Origin of the sequence: Algibacter sp. Ld11 (assembly GCF_045066735.1) — a bacterium.
Classification (GTDB): domain Bacteria; phylum Bacteroidota; class Bacteroidia; order Flavobacteriales; family Flavobacteriaceae; genus Algibacter.
Window position 1 is genome coordinate 129,461 of sequence record NZ_JBISHH010000005.1, and the last position, 22,105, is coordinate 151,565.

The following is a 22,105-nucleotide window of genomic DNA, read 5'->3' on the forward strand; positions in this document are numbered from 1 at the left end:
GGCTTTTTTTAGACTAAGAACGCTCCCAACGTTAATTAGAAACATAAATAACCAGCATAAATTATTATTTATTTAGCGATGAGATTAGAATAGAAAAACACATTAATTACTTTATGACGCCAAACACAGATCATATGTAGTGTTATTGAAAACATATAAATACGCACTTACCCTTGGATAGAACTAGCTTTGTAGAATACAACTAAATTAAACTAAAATGAAAGCAAATATTAAAATAGTCTGTTTACTATTTCTACTTTTTCAAATCAATTTATATGCTCAATACGATTCAGGTTCTGGAACTTCTGAAGACCCATATATTATCAAAACAACAACCCAATTAGAACATTTATCAGCAAGTTCTGGCGATTGGAGTAAACACTTTAAGCTAGGCAATAATATAAACATGTCTGGCCAATCTTTTACACCAATAGGAAATTCTACAACATACTTTTCAGGGACTTTTGAAGGAAATAATTATATCATTTCTAATTTAACTATTACTCCCAACGGAAACAATATTGGAACAGGCTTTATAGGTGCGTTAACCGGAAGTATAAATCGACTAGGTATTAACAACATAAGTATTACCGCTTCAGGTACCAATAACCGCATTGGCGGAATTGTTGGCTTTACGGAAGGTAATGCATCGGTAACACACTGCTATACAAAAGGAGGCGCCATTATCGCAAATGGCTCTGGATGGCTAGGTGGAATTGTTGGCGTTATGATGGTAGGAGGCACGCAAAAAGTAGAAGATTGCTATAGTTCTACTGCAATAACTGCTAATTGGGGCTCAGGAGGTATTGTAGGTTCTATTCGCGGCCAGCATACCATTAACAGAGTTGCATTTTACGGATCAATAAGTGGAGCTAATCAAGCCATTACAACAGTACAAACCGGTAACTCACAAAAGGATGGTATTCCCCCAACAAATGCATATTACGCAGCATCTACTGGTGCTACTGATGCCCATGCAACAGCTTTAAACACAGCACAATTACTAAACTCCGCTAGCTATAACACCTTTGATTTTAATAACATTTGGGAAATAGATAGTATGCTAAAATATGCCATTATCAAAAGCTCGATAAGTGATCCTGAATTATCTTTTTTTGAAAAAATAAAAACAGAACGGATGACATCAGATCAAAATGTAGAATGGATAAACTTTGCTCCTGGTACATCTGGCTATTGCGAGGAGTTTTGGTGCCACCCAACAGACGTAAATGTTATGTTTAGCGGACCAGATATGCATGCTAGTTTTGGTACTTGGGACGGCGGACAAACTTGGCAAACCTTAAAAGACTATGATGGCTCCGGATTAGATATGAGACGCGTGATTGATATTCAATTTTCAACACAAAATCCAGATTATGGAATAGCTTTTTCTAGTAACCAAACCTCTACAAATACAAGAGGTGAAATCTATGAAACTAATGACAGAGGAAGAAGTTGGACTCCCGTTTCTAATATGGGCCTAGTACATTCAAAACTTGCTATTCACCCGACAAATGATAATATCTGGTTTTTAGGAGCCGGTGATTTTTGGAACGTAAAAAATGTACGTAGAAACCTAGCAAATCCTCACGGGCAAAAACAAAGTAGAGCTAGCTATGGATACGTTTGGAAAACAATAAATAAAGGCGCAACATGGACAAAAGTAGCTACAAACCTTTCTAATGATTTAGACGTGGGACGAATTATATTCAACCCAAACAGTCCACAAAATATGATTATGGCAACTAGCCATGGTGTTTTTATAAGTAGTGACACTGGAGAAACGTGGATAGCTAGTTCAGCAGGTTTACCTAATAACTTACCGCGAGATTTAACATCTCATTTCGATGCTTCCACCGGAAATTTCACTTTATTTCTAGTAGAGCAAACTGTTTTTACTGCAAACGGTACAGCTATAAACTCTACTGGAGGTATTTATAAAAGTACAGATAACGGTGCAACTTGGATCAATATTACAGGTAATTTAGGCATAGATTTTACAACAATTACAGATTGGTCGGCACGTGATCGCTACCATAGATCTTTAGGATATTGGTTTGGTATTGGTACAAATACTTCTAAATCGACATACACTACTTATCCATCTAATGTATTATCTGTATTTAACAGAATAGTTGTTAATCCTCTAAACAAAAATGAAATTTATATTTCTCAAAATACAAAGCACGACTATGGTTTTGGCCCAGGTGATATTTGGAAAACAGAAAATGGAGGTGCCACTTGGTTTCCTTGTGCTAGAAACGGCGCATACTGGCTAAGCAATAGTAATACCGGCTATTGGAATACCAAAACCGGTCTTAGCACAACAACTGCTAATATGGATTTCTCTCATGTACAAACAGAAATGGATGAACTTAAGGAAATTCAAGGTGCTCGAGCATTGGCCATTAATGCCAATGGTGATGTATTTACCGTTATAGCACAACAAACCTTTAGATCCAATAATAACGGGGATAGCTGGGAGCAAATTGATGATTTTGAAACCAATACTGGTAGTAACAAATGGATAGGACGAGGTAACAATGCACTACCTGGTAGATTTATGTTACTTGAAACAGGCATGCAAGATCGTAAGTTACTATGCAGTGGCGAGCACGGCTTATGGCAAACCACAAATTTAGATGGTTGGTCCAATACAGAAGCAGTTGTGATAGAACAAATAGAAGGTCAAACTTTTGATACTGGAGGTTATAAATCTGCACATTCAATATCTACAGTAGCCGTGCACCCTAATAACCCGAACACTATTTATACTTTAGTAGACCGCCAAACTCACAGAGGAAAAGTACGCAAATCTACAGATGGTGGCCAGACTTGGACAAACATAGCAACCATTTTTGATGCGGATTCAAACATCTCTTCAAGTGTTGCACATCAGCGTTCCTTTCTAATAGACCCCGTTACTCCCAATAATATGTATTTTATTGCAGTGAATCGAAATGTAAGAGGGGTTGGAGGAACTGGCCCAGGCCCTACTTTAACTCAAGGTGAATATGGAATTTACAGATCTAATGATGGAGGCTATACATGGTCTGTTAACAATCCTAACCCGCAATCTAATGCTAGCGTAAGTGAGATAGCTATGCATCCAGACAATCCTCAAACCATTTTTGCATCATTAAATTTTCCTGGAACATTATATAAATCTGTTGATGGTGCTGTAAATTGGACACAAATGAGTATTCCTTCTGAAATAGAGTCTATTAACGATATATTTATTGATAGAAATACTAAACACATGTTTCTTTCTGCAGGTTCACGTTCTGGAACTCTCAATGCCGGTGGTGTTTGGAGAAGTACTGATGACGGAGCCAATTGGGAACGTATTTTTGAAGCCCCTTTTATATGGCAAACAGAAACCTCTCCTGTAAACGCAAATATTATTTTAATTTCTGCAGCGGCTCAAATTTATTCTATGATTGATAATTTTAAAAATCCGGGAGCCTACCTTTCTCTTGATGCAGGAGTTACTTGGAAAAAAATTAATAAAGGCTTAGCACACGCCGACAGAATAGTCGATTTAAAACCAGACCCTTATGATCAAAATATTATTTGGTCTGCTGGTTGGGGCAGCGGTTGGTATAAAGCTAGTATCAATACCACTAGCCTATCTGCGGATGAGAACAGTATTGAATACAACAAGACCATCAAGATCTACCCAAACCCTGTTAAAACAGGTAGCTTTAAAATAGCTAATATTAAAGGTGATGCTAAATATTCTATTTGGAGCATTCAAGGAAAAAAAATACAAGAAGGAATAACTTCAAATAATAAAATGATATTTGTTACGGGCTTAAATACAGGTCTTTATATTGTAAAAATTTCAACTTCAACAGAAATTTCAACTCTTAAAGTTTTAATTAATTAAACTATTTTAATTTCAGAACTATCCTTAACATTTATATCTCGAATCCTTCTGGTAAAAATAATTCATTCCAAATTAAAAGTGTCTGAATTATAGTGCATACACGCAATAATAAATAAAAAAAGTGCTCTCTACATTGAGGGCACTTTTTTATGTTCTGAAACCTAGTTTTTACTGATTGTCTGATAAAAACGAATTCTTAGTGATTCAAAAGAATAATAGTAATATATCCTTTTCAATAATTCCGAAGACACAAGAATAAAGTTCAAAGCATATTACTATCAGCTTAATTTCAATACATAATCGACTTTTTATAGAAGCTCCTAATATATCGATACTTCTAATAGTTTTTTAATTTTTTAAAGTTTCAGCAGAATATATCTAATCTTAAAAAAATTAAGCAAAAAAAAGCCAAACCAATTAAATATTGGTTTGGCTTTTTATAAAAACTAAAACTAAATTACTATCTCGCCTCTTTTTCGTAAATCATAAAATCATCATAATACAGAGTGTATTCCGTACCAGATGTAGGGACTGGCTGAAGTCTTAAACCTGAGTTTGATGTCGCTCCAGGTGTAAATTCTGCTTCAACATATTCCCATGTATCTTGCACTGGGTCTCCATTAGCAAACCAACGCGGTGTAACAGCCGCATTAGATGTACCGAGCATAAACCATATTTTTAAGCCCGCATCGCCAGCTCTAAAACCATTGTCAAACACAACTGTAGAAGGGATATATCTCCAATATGAAATGATATATGTTTTTCCATCTTCATAACTTAATGTATTTGCCCCAATGTTTTCTAACCTTGGTTTATCATTAGTCATTTTAAGACTTTGATTTCCAGAATGTACTTGTTCGGTTGTAAATTCTACAATAGCTCCCGTACCACTAGCTCCTTCTATCCAGTTATCCCCAAGCGTACCTTCGAAAGATCCATAGTTCTCTAAAAGATTATTAATAAATGGCGTTACCGATTGAGCTGTAAATGCCTGTACAGCACCTTCTCCAATAGATTGAATACTTCCAGAACCATCGTAAGATACCGTTATAGCATCTGAATTGTAAATAGGGTCATTCAAAACAATATCCAAAATGCTTGCATCACTTGAATTAAGTGATATTGAAGCTATAGAAAAACCAATACCATTAACCAAAACTTCAAATCCATCTGTAGCATTAGCTCCTAAAGTATCGGGATTTATCTCCTGATCAAAAGTTACTTGTATCGTTTCATCTTCAGCTTCCATAATTTCACCGGTTAGAATAACTGGCGTTGGTACATAAACTTCTATAGCAACATCAGTAAACGCTTCTAAAGGTCGAGCATCGAATGATTGAAGTATATCACTAGCGCTACCATCGTAAGAAACAGTAACCATTTTCCCGTCATCAGTTGGAAGTATAGGATCATCGTCTAAATTAATTAGTAATTTGGTGCCATTAGCATTTCTCGCAACAGAAGTAATAGTTTTTTCTACACCATCTACCTCAACTTTAAAATTATTTAACACAGAACTTTCTAACTCAATAATTTTATGGCTTAAAGTAACCTCAACAACATTCATATCTGTTTCTAGAACATTACCTATTTGCGTTAACGGATCTGTTAAAGGAACAACTTTAAATATTGTAGGAATATCATATATATCCTGACTTATTTTTAAATTTTCGGTACGTTCTCTTGTAGCGGTTAACTCCACTCTAAATTCACCCAATTCACTAAAAGTAAGCGTATCAATCACAGGCTCTTCTAGCTCTACCCTAGTACTTGTTCTTCTTAAAACATTTTCTTGGTCTTCTTCATTCTCCTCAATGCTATGCATTCTCCAAAGCGTTGTGTTTGGTCTTGCATTATTGTCTGCTAACACCCCACTTAAATCTTCAAAAATCATTTTATCTCCAAAATTTACTGTAACGGTGTTTGTATTTGTATGGTCTAGAATAGTTTCATCCAAATATCTCACTTGCGGTGTTGCTAAAACGGTATCGTAAACATCTATTGAAAACCAATATTCTGCAACCCATTTATCATTTACCCGCACTGTTTTAATAGTATCTTCTACAGCAGTATTCAAATCTGCATCCCAATACGCAGGGAATATAAATGACGTTGAATCTAAGAAAACACCGCGATACTTTATTTTAGTATCGGAGTTTCCTTTTTTAAACATAACATGTACTGTTTTTTCTCCAGATGATTTACGGTTTGCATCCTCTATAATATAATCGTCATGATTAGTGAGGTTATTCGGTATTGGTCCTTCTAAGAAAAAAGAAGTATCCGGAATAGTCCAACTTGTTGATTGCGCCCCTGCAGAAATATCTGAAAAGGAGAAAAACCCATTTACTTCAGCCTCTCTTACTGCAGCGGCTCCAGATGTCATGGTAATAGATAGATCGGTAAAAGAACCGGGTGGTATGTATTCATCATCGTTATTACAACTAACGGAAATTGTTAACATTAGAAGTAACAAAAACAATGATTTTAATATGTTTTTATAATTTTTCATAATCTTATATTTTATAATAAATCTTCAATTTTTAATTTGAATATTTAAATTATTGATTCCATTTTATGTTCGAATTAATCTCATCTTGTGGTACAGGAAGATATGAGTGCACATTTTCTATAAAGTTTTGTGATCCTACTAAATGATCTCTTAAATGCGGCTCATTTGCTCTCCTGTTGTTATTAGCTTGCAAATTGTTTGGAAACCTATAAGCATAATCCGGAGTATCTGTATTTAAATATGCTGGATCTAATGATGGTATTACACCAGCAGGTGTTATAAAACATCTAAATCTAATAGGGTTTTTTCCCATTTCATTATTTCTAAAATGCCATGCATCGTACTCAAAAGTAGATATATGCTCTAGTTGTTGTTTCCAAACGTTCCATCGTCTTAAATCAATAGTTCTATCTCCCTCTAACGACAATTCTAATGGTTTTTCGGTAAATCTTAAATGCTCCATTAAATTTGTTAAAGTAACCGCCTCTTCACCATTTGAAGGATCTAAATCTATATCATTATAGTATGTTGAATTTCCAACAAACTCGGCACCAGCATCACTACTGCTTCCTAATAATATTAAGTGAGAACGTTTTCTAATACGGTTTATATATCTTAACGCCTCCGACAAATCTCCTTTTTCAATCATGCATTCAGCATACATTAAATATACCTCAGCTAAACGCATAATAGGGATATTTATATCAGATCTATCATTTTTCTCAGTCGCTTCATCTTCGCCTAAACCTCCGTTATCAGTATTCCATCCTGTAAATTTCTTAATAAAATTTGGAAATTGTCTTGAATGTGTAGATGCGGTAGTCGATCTACCATATTCTGCGGATTCAACACCATACATTAAATCATCTCTATCGTCTACAGAAGACATAGAATTATTCATACGCCAGCCATACATTCTTAAAACATCAACCTGTAAACTATCGTTACCAAATTGATCTAACACAGCATTACCTTGCTCATCATAAATTTTTCTATCTACATAATTCGCATCATCAGCTGGATCTGGTCTCTCATTTCTATACTTAAGTGTTAACCAACTTGTAAATTGAACTTGGTTACCATCGTTTAATCTATGAGAAATTCTTTGAGACAAGTTTTGCTCATCGTTTCCGAGCGGATTGGCATCGTAAGAATAATTCACTTCAAAAATAGACTCATTATTAAACTCTGCAATTCCTGTAAAACACTTGGCTAAATCGTCTTGTAGTTCATAACCGTAGTTATTCATTACATTTTTTAAATACAACTCTGCATTAGTAAAATCGTTTTCATTCATATAGCTTTTTGCAATTAAAGCTTCACAAAAACCACCCGTAATACGGCCTAAATTACCGCTACCAACTTCAGATTGCCACAAGTTATAAGTTCCTGGTAAATTACCTAGACCAAAGTTAAGATCTTCTCTATAAAATTCTTTAACGTCTTCAGAGGAAGAAAAAGCAACTTGAAAATCGTCAATATCAATAGGAACTGTGCTAAAAATTGGTAGGCTACCATTGTTATAAGAATGATGTAAAACGTAATAAAAATAACCTCTCAAAGCTCTAGCTTGAGCATATATTAAACTAGCTGATGTTTTGGCTTCTTCGCCATTAAGGGAAGGTTCGAGCCTTTTGTATGCGTCTATAACCTGATTTGCTCTAAATACACCTAGAAAACAAGCATCCCATTTGTTTTGAACTTGATTGGTTGTTAAATCGAACGATTGCTCATAAATTGGATTTCCTGACGTATTGCTTCTCATAGAAAATGGTACTGCAATATCCGTTCGTGTATAATCCCATTCTATTCCTAGAATATTTTCGTCTCGTAATGCAGCGTATACCGTATTTAAACCTGTGTTTAAATCTCCAGAGTTTTGCCAAAACGTACTAAGAGTAAGCGCATTAGGGTTTACTTGTTCTAACTCATCTACACATGACTGCAAAGTAGCAGCCAACACTAGTAGAGGAATTATTCCTTTTAAAAATGTCTTTTTCATTGTGAACATTATTTTTTTAAATTCTGTATATATATATTCCATCTTCATCTTGTTTTAAATTAAAATTGAAGTTGGATACCCGCCTTAATTTGAGAAGATAAAGGATATCTTCCTTGGTCAATACCTCTGGTACTTAAACCATTACCTCCTACCTCGGGATCGAACCCTGTGTAATCTGTAATAGTAAGTAAATTTTGTCCCTGAACATAAAACCTAAATTTACTTAAGCCCATTTGTGCAATAATATCTTTTGGAAATGAGAAACCGATAATAACACTTCTAAGTCTAAGGAAATCTCCATTTTCTAAAAAGAAAGTTGATCCACCTCTGTATGATCTGGTATTATTACCATTGTACCAAGGAATATTTGCATTGGTATTATTCTCTGTCCAAGAGTAAAATAAATCTTTATGCACACCACCTTGGTAAGCATAAGCCTTGTTACCATTCATTATTTCTGCACCAAATGCTCCATACCACTGCATACTAAAATCAATGCCTTTGTAATTAGCCGAAATATTTAAACCTGTTTCAAAATCTGGAGTTCCACTACCGGCATATACCTTGTCATCACCATCAATAACACCATCCTCATTTTGATCTACATACATGAGTTCCCCCATTTGAGCACTAGGGTCGATTAATTGATATGCTGATAATTGTTCTGGTGTGTTAATAATGCCTGCTGTTTCTCTTAAAAAGAAAGAAGCCGCTTCATAACCTTCAGTAATAACCGTAACAATTTCCTGAGTCCCTTTAGTTGATATAAATCCTCTATCTAAGAAAATAATTGGGTTATTTACACTTGTTTTGGTTACTAAATTGGTGTTAGTTGTGAACGTACCTGAAATATTAAAGTTAAAATCATTTTTTCTATAGTTATATTTGGTACCAAGTTCGAAACCTGTATTTTCCATATTACCTACATTAAAAACTGTATTACGATATGCTCCAGAAACTCCTGTAGATGGCGGATTTACAATTTGGTATAATAAATCTTTCTTTTCATTCTTATAAAGGTCTGCTGTAATGGTAAACTTATTTTTAAATAACCCAAGATCAAGTCCTATATTTTGCTCAACAGAGGTTTCCCAGCCTAAGTTTTCATTAGAATATTCTAATTGTGTTGTACCTAAAGCTCCTTGTTCAGATCCTCCGTTATTAATATCACCTGAAACATCATTACTTCCAAATACATAATCTCTTCCTGGTTCCACCACCGTTTGGTTACTATAAGTAGCAAACCTATCGTTACCCACAGTACCATAACCAGCTCTTATTTTAAACGAATTCACTACAGGTTTTAAAGCTTTCCAAAAATTTTCTCTATCTACGTTCCAACCCACTGAAGCAGAAGGAAAGAATCCCCATCTATTTCCTTCGCTAAATTGCGAAGACCCATCATATCTTCCACTTGCACTTAATAAATACTTACCAGCAAAATTATATTGTAGTCTAGCAATGTTACCTGATAGTGTTCTAGTATAATCGAAACCTCCAGACTCAATATCCCAAAGTAACTCATAATTATCTAACACTGTAATGGCTGGGTTTAGGTTATTTCTAACCTCTAAACTGTAACGTTCATATTTCGATTTTTCAAAAGATGTTCCTAAAAGTAAGTTAAATTTATGCTTACCATATTTTTTGTTATATGTTGCAAACATTTCAGATGTTACTTTAGACGACGTTAAATCTGTAATTCTCTGCTGTGTAATATTATTAGGGTTGGTAATTAATCTACCTTCAGTATTATAAATATCATACCTTGGTACAATTCTAACCCATTTTTCATCATTAAAAGTGGCGCCAAATCTCGTGGTTAATTTTAATCCATCTAAAACTTCATATTCCACTTGCAAATTCCCGGTATGGCTATTTCCGGCCCTATTTTCTTCGGTTTTAATATTTCTTAAAGCATTTGCTAAATTTCTCGCTTCATTAAGTTGCCAATCATTCAAGGGGTCATCCAAGCTTACTTCAGAAATATTTGCAATAGCATCGTCACTTAAATCGATAGCTGGTTTAAAACTTTGATAATCCATAATTCGGTTCATCATACCTCCCCAAGGCACCAATTTATCATCTCTTTTAAAAGTTAAACCTGTTACAATTTTCCATTTTCCTTTGGTAAACTGTGTATTGGCACGCACGTTAAACCTTTTGTAATTAGAATTGAAAAACACACCTTCTTGTTGAAAAAAGCTACCATTAAAATTATAGGTTAAGCCTTCGTTACCTCCAGATATATTTAGGGAATGGTTTTCAATAATAGCGTTGTTATTTAATAATACATCACTTATATCTGTATCATTAGTAAAATAACTAGAGTTTCTATGAATGTCGCCATCAACACCTCCTTGAGGTTTATTTGTATTTAATGCTGATCTTAATAAATGAAGATACGAATACTCTTCCCTAGTCATGTTGTTAAACGTTGACTGAATTTGTTGCATACCATATTCCGTATTAAAACGAATATCCATTTGGCCAACCTTACCTTGCTTGGTTGTAATTAAAATTACACCTCCTGCACCTCTTACTCCATATATTGAAGTTGATGCAGCATCTTTTAGCACATTTATGGTTTCAATTTCACTAATGCTTAGTTGTGGATCCGAATCGAAAGGAATACCATCCACCACATAAAGTGGACTATTTTGGCCATCCATAAGCGAGCTAAACCCACGAATTAAGATGTTTGAAGCTTCTCCTGGAGCTCCTGAACTAGAAGTAACATTTACACCAGCTATTTGCCCTTGTAATGCAGCTCCAATATCTACAGTAGTTGTTTGCTCAAGCACTTCTGCTTTAACTTGGCCTACCGCTCCAGTAACCTCTTGCTTTTTTTGGCTACCATAACCAACAACAACAACTTCATCTAAAGTAGACAAATCTGTTTGAAGGGTTACATTTAAAGTAGTTTTTCCGTTTACAGAAATTGATCTGGTTTCATACCCTACATAGCTAAAGACTAAAATCGCATCTGGATTAGCCTTAATAAAGTAGTTGCCATCAAAATCTGTAACAGCACCTACGTTGGTGCCTTTTACGAGAATACTTACTCCTGGAAGTGGCTGGCCTTCTGCCAACACATTTCCATTAATTGTCTTGCTCTGCGCACTCGCAAGACTAAAACTTAATAGCCCTAGTAATACGGCCATGAACGTTTTAACTTTGCAGTTAAACAAAAATTTCAAATTCATATTTAATTAGTTTAAATTTAGTTACCCCAAATGTTAAAATTTAAGATTTATTTAAGCTTCTTATATGAGTTCAATTTTAGCACATATGAGTTCAATGCGTATAAATACCTTATTTAAAGGGTTTTACTGTAAAAAAGACGAAATGATTTTATTTAAGAGTCTTTCAATTTTGCTTTTTCAGCCTTTAAATTTTTAATATAATCTCTTGGAAGAACTCCAAATTGTTTCTTAAAACATTTTGAAAAGTAAGAAGACGTATTAAACCCAGTCATGTACATTATTTCTTTAACAGTAAAATTACTCTGCTCTAACAACTGCACCGCTCTTTTAAGTCGAATATTTCTAATAAAAGCACTGGAAGATAACCCTGTTAACTCTTTAATTTTTATGTACAAATGGCTTCTACTAAGTCCCATTTCTTGTACCATCAATTCTACGCTAAAGTCTGTATTCATCATATGTTTTTCTACAACTTTAATAGCGTTTTCTAAAAACTTTTCGTCTATAGAAGTCACCGTAACTTCTTCTGGCTGTAAGGTTACCTCTCTATTGAACTTACGCCTAAGTTCTTGCCTATAATTTAAGGTATTACTTAATTTTAATCTTAGAACTTTTAAATCAAATGGCTTCTTTACATATCCGTCAGCCCCAATAGTTAAGCCTTCTATCTCGCTTTCTTTTGAAGTTTTTGCTGTAAGCATAATTACAGGTATATGGCTAGTTTTATTATTACTTTTTAGTTGGTTACAAAACTCTATACCTCCCATTTCAGGCATTAATACATCGGTAAGAATAATATTTGGTATCACTTCATTAGCAATTTTAAGCCCCTCAACACCATTGGCCGCTTCTAATATTTCGAAAGTACTCTTTAAGGCATTTTTAATAAGTTTTCTAATATCCTTATTATCATCTACAACTAATAATATTGGTGACTTAGAACGTTTATTTCCTATTGGAGCGTCTTCAATTTCGTCATTTAAATCAATAGCTAATGATTCGGACTCTGAGCTTCTTATCAAGAAATCACTATCATCTTTTTCCTTTATACTAATTTCCTCTATATTTTCGTAGATACTTTTCTTTCTTGGTAACCTAACGCTAAAGGAAATCATTCCATTTGGTTCACTCTCCACTTCAATCTCTCCTTTGTGACGGTTTATTAAGCTTTTTGTAAAAGCTAAACCAATACCAGAGCTAGTTTGAGTATTTTCTATTTTTTTAGTTTTGGAATAAAACCTATCAAAAATATTTTCAATTTCTTCTTTAGAAATACCATTCCCAGAATTTCTAACCTTAATAACAACAAAACATTCATCATGATTTGCAGCATCTTCCTTAGCAATTTCAACATTTATTTCTCCGCTATCAGGAGTAAACTTAAAGGCATTAGACAATAAGTTCTTCATTATCTTTTCTAAAGCGTCATGATCAAACCAAGCTTTTATTGTTTTATTTTCAGACTTAATATTAAAATTGATATTCTTTTTGTGAGCTATAAACTGAAATGGTTCTCCGATGTCTTTAATAAACTTAATAATTTCAGTATGTCTAATTACCAATTGCATTTTACCTTGATTGATTTTTCTAAAATCAAGTAACTGATTTACCAAGCGCATGAGATAATCTACATTACTATCCATGACTTCGCATTGCTCTAGCAACACATCATTATCAAGTATAGCCTTAGATTCCTTAAGATATTCTAGTGGCCCCTTTATTAGGGTAAGTGGCGTTCTAAATTCGTGAGATACGTTTGTAAAAAACTCTAATTTATCGCGTTGTAACTCTTCGTTTTTTTCTTTCTCTAGGTCTTGTAGTTCAAACTGATGCTTTTTGGTAGTACTTATAATAGCATACCTTCTAAACGCTATCAATAAGCCTACAATTAGCAAACCATATAAAATATAAGCTAAGTAAGTTCTCCAAAATGGCGGAGATATTATAATTTTTATTTTACTTGGAGTTTTATCCCAAACCCCATCGCCATTGGAAGATTTTACTTTGAAAATATAGTTGCCTGGTGGAATATTGGTGTAATTAGCAAATTTTTTACTTGAGCTAGAAGGATACCAATTTTGGTCGTATCCTTTTAGCTGGTACAAGAATTTATTCTTTAAAGGCGCAGCAAAATGAAGTCCCGAAAACTCTATAGAAAAGCTATTTTGATCATATTTTAAATGAATTTTTTTGGTGTAACTTACAGCACTATCTAAAAGCACTTTACCGCTATACTCTTTACCAACTTCCACCTCTTTATTAAATACAGAAAAGCTTGAAATAACGGTTTCAGGAGCTACATCATTATTTTTAATTTCGCTAGGAGAAAACACATTATACCCGTTAATACCTCCAAATATTAAGTCTCCATTTTTTCTTTTTATACCTGCTAGTTCTTGAAATTCATTATCCTGAAGTCCATCATTAACATCGTAATTTTTAAAAACTTTTGTCTTCGGGTTGAATTTGGATAAGCCTTTGTTAGTAGATAACCACAAGTTACCTAAATCGTCTTCTAAAATAGATTTAACAACATTGTTTGCTAGACCATCGTCTAGATTATAAGATACAAATTTATCTTCGCTACCGTCCTTACCTGGCACAAATTTATTAATTCCCCCTCCAAATGTACCAATATATAGCTCTCCTTTGCTGGTCTCATAAATAGGCATAATATAATTATGACTTATGGAAGTTGTATCATCCTCTTTGTTTCGATAAAATTTAAATTTAGGATAATCTTTAAGTTTCTCACTAGCTTCTAATCTGGAAAGGCCGTTTCCGGTTCCAATCCAAATATCTCCTTTTTTATCCTCGTATATACTCCTAATAATATCATCAGAAATACTATAATTATTGGAAGCATTATATCGAAAAACATCCTTTTTGTAACTATTCGAAGATTTATCGAATATTATCCTATAGAGCCCACCTCCGTACGTTCCTGCCCAAATAATATTATCAAAATCTTGTAATAAAGCAAAAGTAGCGCGGTCAGTTTCAAAAAAAGGTTCTATTTGCACCTTACCACTATTCTCACCACCTTCCAAATCTATTTTATAAATTGTTTTATTTGTCCCACTGCCTATTAAAAGCTTTTGTTTACCGTTAATATTAGCTTCAATTAATGCAAAAACACGGTCTATCTTTGGAAAAACCTGAAATTGATTATAAGGTCCTTTTTCATTATTTTTTTTTGACAAGAGGTTTAGTCCTCCACCTTCAGTACCAATCCATAAATTACCATAACTGTCTTCGCAAAACGATCGAATTTTATCATAACTTAAACTTGTTGAGCTAGAAGTTCTTTTTATGTGTTGAAAGCGTTTTTTTTGAGGATTTACCTTATTTATTCCTCCTCCATTAGTTCCAATCCAAATAATTCCAGTTTTATCTTGATATAGACAATTTATAATATTTTTACTTATACTTTTTGCGTCTATAGGGTCGTACTCAAAGTGGCTTATTTCTTTCAGTATTTCGGAACCTTCATCTAACTGATAAAGGTACAATCCGTCTGTTGCGCCCAACCAGTATTGATTTTTATCATCTATTAAAAAATCTTTTACATTAATGTTTTTAAGCGCTCGTATGTTAAGTTGTTTTTGATTGTTACCAATATCTACAATACTAAAGAGCCCCTTAGAGGTTCCGGCAACTATCTCTCCTTTTTTATTTTCACCTAGAGATGTAATAAATTGAGGCCTTTCTTTACTATTGAAATTTACATTTAGAAATTCATACTTGCCATTCTTATTTTTAACTACATTAAACAGTTTACGATTAGTAGAAATCCATATATTTCCTTTAAGATCTTCATAAATCGCTTTAATAGATAAATCTCTTTCGCTTAATACGTGTTCAAAATTGTAATTTTGAATATTTTGTGATAGATTAACAACATTTAAGCCCTTATCAGTACCAACCCAAAGTCTATTTTTACTATCGACAAACACCTTTCGAACAACATCACTATCAATACCTCCTTCAATAGTTGTATCATATTTATATCTTGTAAATTTTTCAGTTTTCTTATCAAATCTATTTAATCCTCCTCCTGTTGTTCCAATCCAAAGCGCACCATTATTATCACCCGTTATAGTAAATACAATATTGCTACTTATACTGGTCTCATCATTAGTTTTGGGAAGATAATTTTTAAAAGTATAGCCATCATATTTGTTTAATCCATCGAAAGTACCAAACCACATAAATCCTTCTTTATCTTGATAAATGCAATTTATATCGCTTTGTGAAAGCCCATCATTTGTGCTTATATGCTCAAAATTTATATTATTTTGAGCTAATGCTCCATTAAAACAAAGCACTGAAAAAGTCAATGAAAGAATGGCTTTAATATTTTTTAAAAAGATGTTTTTTATAGTCATAGTGGAAAATATAGCTTCGTTCAAATATAACAAAATGGGCATAATTTAGAAATTTATCATTTACGCAATTACCACTAAGCTATAAATAACTTAGTGGTAATTAAGATAGTGATAAATGTAAAAATTATCGTTTACAAACTATTTAAATGCCTTGGTTTATTTATCACATATACCATAAAACCAAGAAATAACATTATTTAAAACGTGATAGTTTCTTTTCTGAAAAATATAAAAATCATTGAGAAATCACCCTCAAAAAGACAAGAGAAGAGAGACATTTTTTTGTCTCTCTTCTCTTGCCTAGAGTTAAGACTCCTATTTTTTAATAAATTTGGCTACGCCAGAATCAGTCATTAATAAGTATAAGCCACTTTTCAAATCAGAGACATCTAATTTTCCTGTTGCCTCTGCCTCTTTCACAGTGCTACCTAAAACATTTGTTATTCTATACGTTTTAGTTTTAACATCCTTACCAATTATTAATTCTGATGATACCGGGTTTGGATAAATGCTTTTAGAAATATTTTCTAACTTTTTACTGCTTAAAGTTACTTCAGGTACAATAGGTAAATTAGAATTGAATCTGAAATTTCTATGCGCGGCTGTTCCTTCGGCTGGTACCGTTGAACCAGTAAAATCTGGTGTAGTCCCGTTTAAAAATACTCTAAACATAAAATCTACGTTTGGTACTGCTGGTGGATTAGAAATGGTTAAACTAGTGTCGCCAAATAATTTAAATTCAATTTCAACATCATACGTCATTCCATTATCAGTCACCGTAGATTTTAATTGTGCATTATCATAAGTTATACTTTTATTCAAATCAAAAAAGTTAGACTGAGCAATTTGTCCGCCCCCTGTAATACTACTTCCTGTATTGTAAAGCCTAGCTCTAAAAGTAAGATCTTGGTTTGCATCAGGAATACCGGTAAAAGTAATTTTTGCAGATTGTGATACCATGCCACCATCCCCAATTTGAGTAGGTTGTGCCGCAACAAACGTTACATCAATTTGAGCAAAAGTAGCTGAGGCGACACCTATTGCCATGGTTAACATAATTTTTTTAAGTAATTTTTTCATCATAAAATAGATTTAATTTATTTAGTGTTACAAAACTAATTAGTATTACTTAAAACTAAATTCTTATATGATTTCCATTTGGTTACAAATGGTTTTAAAAAGGTGAAAAAGGCTTATTTAGTGCTCAGTAGTAGCGTAAATAGTAAAAAATTAAATATAGCAAAAATGAGCATTGGATGTAATAAAGGAAAGAGATACTTATGCGTAACACAAATATCTCTTACTCTTATACCCGTAAAAAAATAGCTTAATTTAATCTAAAAGCTTAGCATATTATTTCATTTCAAAACGAACTAAATAAGTCTGCCCTTTTTTATATTTCATCGAAATTCCCCAACCAGGAATAGTTGTTCTAGAATTGTCACCTTCTAAGTGCGGACGGTATAAGCCTGGAGCCATTGGTATATTTTTGAGGTTCTCATGGATTAAAGAAAAATCTAATCCATCATTGGCCCAATAAATTGATTTGCTTAACGATGCTAATGATGCAATACCTCCATCGTAATTCCAAATTAAAACTTCGTGTCCCTTATCAATTAACGGTTCTTTATATTTTTTAAAAGGTCCCTCTGGTTGTTCCGCCATGGCAACACCCATTTTTGTAAATCTTGGTCCTTTTTTTCCATGAATTATAGATCGCCCTTTATAATAAAACCAGACCTTCTCATCTTTTACCAATAAACTAGCATCATCAATTCTATAACTATCAAAATCTTCCGCGATATCACTTATTTTTAAAACAGGATTGTTTTCAACCCTTTCAAAAGGTCCATCAGGGCTATTAGCTACTGCAAGACCAAAAGCAGTAAAATCGGTGGTATGATTTCCTTCAAATTGGCCTTTAGCGTTTCCTGGAGTGGGCTTTACTCCTGTGTAATACATATAGTATTTTCCTTTATACGATAGTATATTAGGAGTAAAAACAGAATGGCTATCAAATTCGCCCTCTGCTCCCAAACCTAATGCCATGCCTTGCTCCTGCCAAGAATAACCTTCATCTTTAGAAGTCGCATACCAAATAGTCGCCCAATACCCGGATGTTACTGGGCTATTCATTCTGGAATACCAAATGTAATAAGTATTATCTACTTTTATAATATCACTATTATCACGCCTGTTGTATACTGAGTCTTTTCCAATACCAGAGATATCTTGGTATGTAAAACTTATGGTTTTTTTTATATTCAAATCTTTAGCTACGTTTTCAACTTTATGCTTACAACTACTTAAGACAAAAGCACAAATAGTAAAAAAAAATAAAAAATAGCTCATATTTCTATTTAATAGAATCATAATTAAAAATTTGCTTTTTGGTTAAATCACTCTAGTTTTAATAAAATGCCTTTTTGATTTCTTCAATAGAAACTCCAAATAATTTTTCTACAATAGGATTCAAGCTAGTTTCATTTCCTTCTATATGGCATGTTAATTGTACATGTATGCCACTTTCTCCGGACTTTAACCCCAATGCAGGTGATGATGTTTCTAACTCATAAAACGGCCCTAAAGGCTTTGCTCCTGGTTCTGGTTCTCCATCGTTATAGGCATTTATAACATCACCCTCAAAAGGCTTATTTTGTATCTCCCACATGGAGTTTACATAATCGGTTACATTTTTGGGTTTATTATATTTTACAAGGGTTAGAATACCATTTTTAGAATCGTAAGATCCAGCAATATTTTTTGCTCTTTTTGGCGATAAACCTATTTTACTTCTAAAAGCTCCATCCCCTTTAAAATATATAACGCCATTTTTAGCAACTAAACGATTAGAAGGTACTTTTCCAAAATAAGTATCATTTACAATTTTACCCAATTTAGCTTCATTACCTTGAACATAAGGCACTATAATTGTCGTGTTTGGTGAATGCTTAAACATGCCCAACAACCAAACAGAAAGTAAACCTGTTTCTTTTTCCCAATTTGTTTCCCCTAAATTGGTAAGCGTATTAGTAGTTTGATAAGCAACCGCTTTTAATTTATCTGAATGCACATTTACGCCTAATTCCTTTTGGATTTCAGTTTTAGATAAAACAGCAATCTCACGCTCAATACCTAAATCAAATTGAAAGCCAGAGTAATTCTTTAATGACGCCTTTTTAGTGAAAACGGCCTTATTTGATGATACACTTTTTAAGGTGAAATTTTCTATATCTATTAATTTTGGTGTATACCACTCATCTAAGGTAAACTCAGTTCCTTTCTTGAAGAAAATAGAATATTGTCCGCCCTCCGGCCCTAACCAAAATCGTTCTTCTCCTCCAAACACATTAATGTGATCTAAAGTATCTCTAGATTTGAATAATTCCCTATTAATCCATCCATAACCTCTTCCTTTTGCTCCAACAGCACTACTTGTCATTACACGTCCTTGCAATGCAGCAGAAACGGCCACTATTGACATATTCGAATCATCAGTGAGTTCAATTATATCCACATAATCTTTCATGAAAGAAACATCATCTCCGTAGGTATTGCCCTCTATTTCTTTTAGTGAATGTTGTTCAAGATTCCTAGTTTTGGTTTCTTCTTTTGTCTTCTTTTTATTATTACACGAAATCATAAATAATATTGATAATAACAAAAAACCTATGTTACAGTGTTTTTTTAGATGTATATGTTTCATAAAATTTTTAAAAGTTATCAATTATATATAAAAGTAGCCAATTTAAAAGCTAATTCTGATTATAAAATATTTTATAATGATAAAGCTAACATAAAGTCTCTCTTTTTACATTCTTGATAACAATAAAGATCATTGCAAAAAAAAATCTCGATTTCTTATTGAAAACGAGATTTTTAATATATCATTAAACCACCCTGAAAACTACATTACATTAGCCAAGGAATCGTCTATTTATACTGTAAAAAGCACAATGCCGATTATAAGTAATACTGTACCTACGAAATAGAAACCATACCTCGTTAGTTTATCTTTCTGAAAAATATAATTTCCTTTATCATCATTCTTTTCTTTTACAAATTTAAAATCTTCCTTTCCTTGCTTCATATTTTCTATATTTTTTTGATTTATTAATAAAGAGATCCATTAAATTATTATAATAATCTCATCTATTTTTTAGTGTTTATTCAAATATATTTCAAATACCACTAACCGATTAACGGAATACTGTAAATTTTTAACGCAATAAAATAACTGAACTTTTTAAAGACTCAACTTTACCTTTAAACGCATTAGCGTTAATAATATTTTTTTTTGAATCAAAAGTAAAGCTCAAAAATTCGCAATTTTGAAAAAAACAAATTATGGAAAATATATTAGTAGCTGGTGCCAATGGTACCACCGGAAAAAAAATAGTAAACTTATTAAACGCATCTCAATATTTTAAACCTGTTGCTATGGTTCGCAAAGCCGAACAAGAAAAACAGTTTAAAAAGGATGGTATAAAAACTGTTTTAGGAGATTTAGAAAAAGATATCTCGCACACATTAGAAGGTGTAGATAAAGTAATATTTGCAGCTGGTTCTGGAGGGAAAAATGTTGTTGATGTAGATCAAGAAGGTGCAAAAAAATTAGTAGATGCCTCAAAGAAAGCCAATGTCAAAAAATTTGTAATGTTGAGCTCTATGGGCGCCGAAAATCCTGAAAAAGCAAGCGACTTAAAAAATTATTTAATGGCTAAACATAATGCTGATGAATATTTAAAACTAAGCGAATTAACATATTCTATTGTTAGACCAGGAAGCTTAACGGACAATAAAGCCACAGACCATATTGAACTGCAAAAAAGTTTGAATAAGAGCGGGTCTATTAGTAGGGCTGATGTTGCTCAAACCTTAGTAAGATCACTTCATGATGATGCAGCAATAAACCAAACTTTTGAAATTATAGAAGGTGATACACTTATCGGGAAAGCCTTAGATACCTTATCTGCATAAAAAATATTTACTCAAAATTAAAGGTGTATCTTTTCTATTTTTCAATAAAAAAGACACACCTTTTTTAATAAATGGAATACACTCATTTTTATTCATCTAGGTTTTTAAAACCCAGCTAAAACTGCGCTGTAGCATGGAACAATTACAAACAACACATCAATTTGGTATCAAAGAGCTTCCGTCTTTAATAAAAGAAACATACAATTCTTGGATGGCCGACGACCCTTTTAGGCTCAGTGCCATTGTGGCTTATTACACTGTATTAGCACTACCTGCTTTACTAGTGATTATAATAAATGTAATCGGTGCTATTTGGGGTGTAGAAATTGTACAAGGGCAATTAACCGATGAAATTTCTGCCGCCTTAGGTAAAGATGCAGCTATGGCTATAGAAAATATTATTAGTGAAACTCAAAATTCAGAAAGTAATTTATTGTCTACCATTATCGGTATTGGTACGCTACTTTTTGGTGCAACAGGTGTGTTTTATCAACTAAAAATATCATTAAATGAAATTTGGAAAATAAAAACCAATCCTAATGCTAAAATCTGGAAAATTATTACCGATCGTGCCTTAAGCTTTGCTTTCATATTGGTTATAGGCTTTTTACTTTTAGTTAGTTTTATAGTTACCGCAGCCATTAGCGCATTAAATAATTACATACGCGATGCCTTACCAGATGTTCTATTATACATTGCTTACACATTAGATTTTGTATTGTCTGTAGGTATTATTTCAGTACTTTTCGCTTTAATGTTTAAGTACTTACCCGATGCCAAAATTAAATGGCGAACTGTATGGATTGGTGCTATATTAACCGCCATACTATTTGTTGTTGGTAAATTATTACTAGGTATTTATTTCGGTCAAGCCGATCCAGGTTCCACCTACGGAGCAGCCGGAAGTATAGTTCTAATTCTATTATGGGTTTCCTACTCTTCACTTATCTTATTCTTTGGTGCAGAATTTACATATGTCTATGCCAAACGTTATGGCAAAGGCATTGAGCCAAAGACTATCGGTATTATAAAAAAATAGCTCACAGGTCTATACGAGTTAACTTTTTAATCGATACCATTAATTGATTTCATTTTAAATCCTGAATTTTGAAGTAATGGAAAAATAAC

General features: G+C 33.1%; 11 protein-coding genes. 3 read left to right on the forward strand and 8 right to left on the reverse strand.

What is annotated here, in order from left to right; all coding sequences use genetic code 11:
• The first annotated feature begins 217 nt into the window (after window positions 1-217).
• A complete protein-coding gene (locus tag ACJJV4_RS02580; RefSeq protein WP_405291824.1) occupies window positions 218-3,889 on the forward strand; it encodes a T9SS type A sorting domain-containing protein in 3,672 nt (1,223 codons plus the stop codon).
• Between the two features lie 460 nt (window positions 3,890-4,349).
• On the opposite strand, the gene ACJJV4_RS02585 is transcribed toward ACJJV4_RS02580, so the two are convergent.
• From ACJJV4_RS02585 to ACJJV4_RS02620, 8 genes are all read right to left on the reverse strand, one after another.
• Window positions 4,350-6,401 carry a hypothetical protein gene (locus ACJJV4_RS02585; protein ID WP_405291826.1) on the reverse strand — a complete coding sequence of 684 codons (2,052 nt, stop codon included), beginning with the start codon at window positions 6,399-6,401 and terminating at the stop codon, window positions 4,350-4,352.
• 49 nt (window positions 6,402-6,450) lie between these two features.
• Complete coding sequence (locus tag ACJJV4_RS02590; RefSeq protein ID WP_405291828.1) at window positions 6,451-8,403, reverse strand: RagB/SusD family nutrient uptake outer membrane protein; 1,953 nt, start codon at window positions 8,401-8,403, stop codon at window positions 6,451-6,453.
• 59 nt (window positions 8,404-8,462) lie between these two features.
• Complete coding sequence (locus ACJJV4_RS02595) at window positions 8,463-11,567, reverse strand: SusC/RagA family TonB-linked outer membrane protein (RefSeq protein ID WP_405291830.1); 3,105 nt, start codon at window positions 11,565-11,567, stop codon at window positions 8,463-8,465.
• Between the two features lie 194 nt (window positions 11,568-11,761).
• Window positions 11,762-16,039, reverse strand: coding sequence for a two-component regulator propeller domain-containing protein (locus ACJJV4_RS02600; RefSeq protein WP_405291832.1), 4,278 nt, complete (start codon window positions 16,037-16,039; stop codon window positions 11,762-11,764).
• A 273-nt stretch (window positions 16,040-16,312) separates the two neighbouring features.
• Window positions 16,313-17,080, reverse strand: coding sequence for a T9SS type A sorting domain-containing protein (locus ACJJV4_RS02605; protein ID WP_405291834.1), 768 nt, complete (start codon window positions 17,078-17,080; stop codon window positions 16,313-16,315).
• A 270-nt stretch (window positions 17,081-17,350) separates the two neighbouring features.
• A complete protein-coding gene (locus tag ACJJV4_RS02610) occupies window positions 17,351-18,265 on the reverse strand; it encodes a family 43 glycosylhydrolase (RefSeq protein WP_405291836.1) in 915 nt (304 codons plus the stop codon).
• Window positions 18,266-18,407: 142 nt separating this feature from the next.
• A complete protein-coding gene (locus ACJJV4_RS02615; RefSeq protein ID WP_405291838.1) occupies window positions 18,408-19,640 on the reverse strand; it encodes a DUF6786 family protein in 1,233 nt (410 codons plus the stop codon).
• 294 nt (window positions 19,641-19,934) lie between these two features.
• Window positions 19,935-20,087: a hypothetical protein gene (locus ACJJV4_RS02620; protein WP_405291840.1), complete on the reverse strand. Its 153-nt coding sequence runs from the start codon at window positions 20,085-20,087 to the stop codon at window positions 19,935-19,937.
• 257 nt (window positions 20,088-20,344) lie between these two features.
• Here ACJJV4_RS02620 and ACJJV4_RS02625 point away from each other — a divergent pair, with 257 nt between their 5' ends.
• A complete protein-coding gene (locus tag ACJJV4_RS02625; RefSeq protein ID WP_405291842.1) occupies window positions 20,345-20,977 on the forward strand; it encodes an SDR family oxidoreductase in 633 nt (210 codons plus the stop codon).
• Window positions 20,978-21,110: 133 nt separating this feature from the next.
• Window positions 21,111-22,016: a YihY/virulence factor BrkB family protein gene (locus tag ACJJV4_RS02630; protein WP_405291844.1), complete on the forward strand. Its 906-nt coding sequence runs from the start codon at window positions 21,111-21,113 to the stop codon at window positions 22,014-22,016.
• Window positions 22,017-22,105 lie beyond the last annotated feature (89 nt).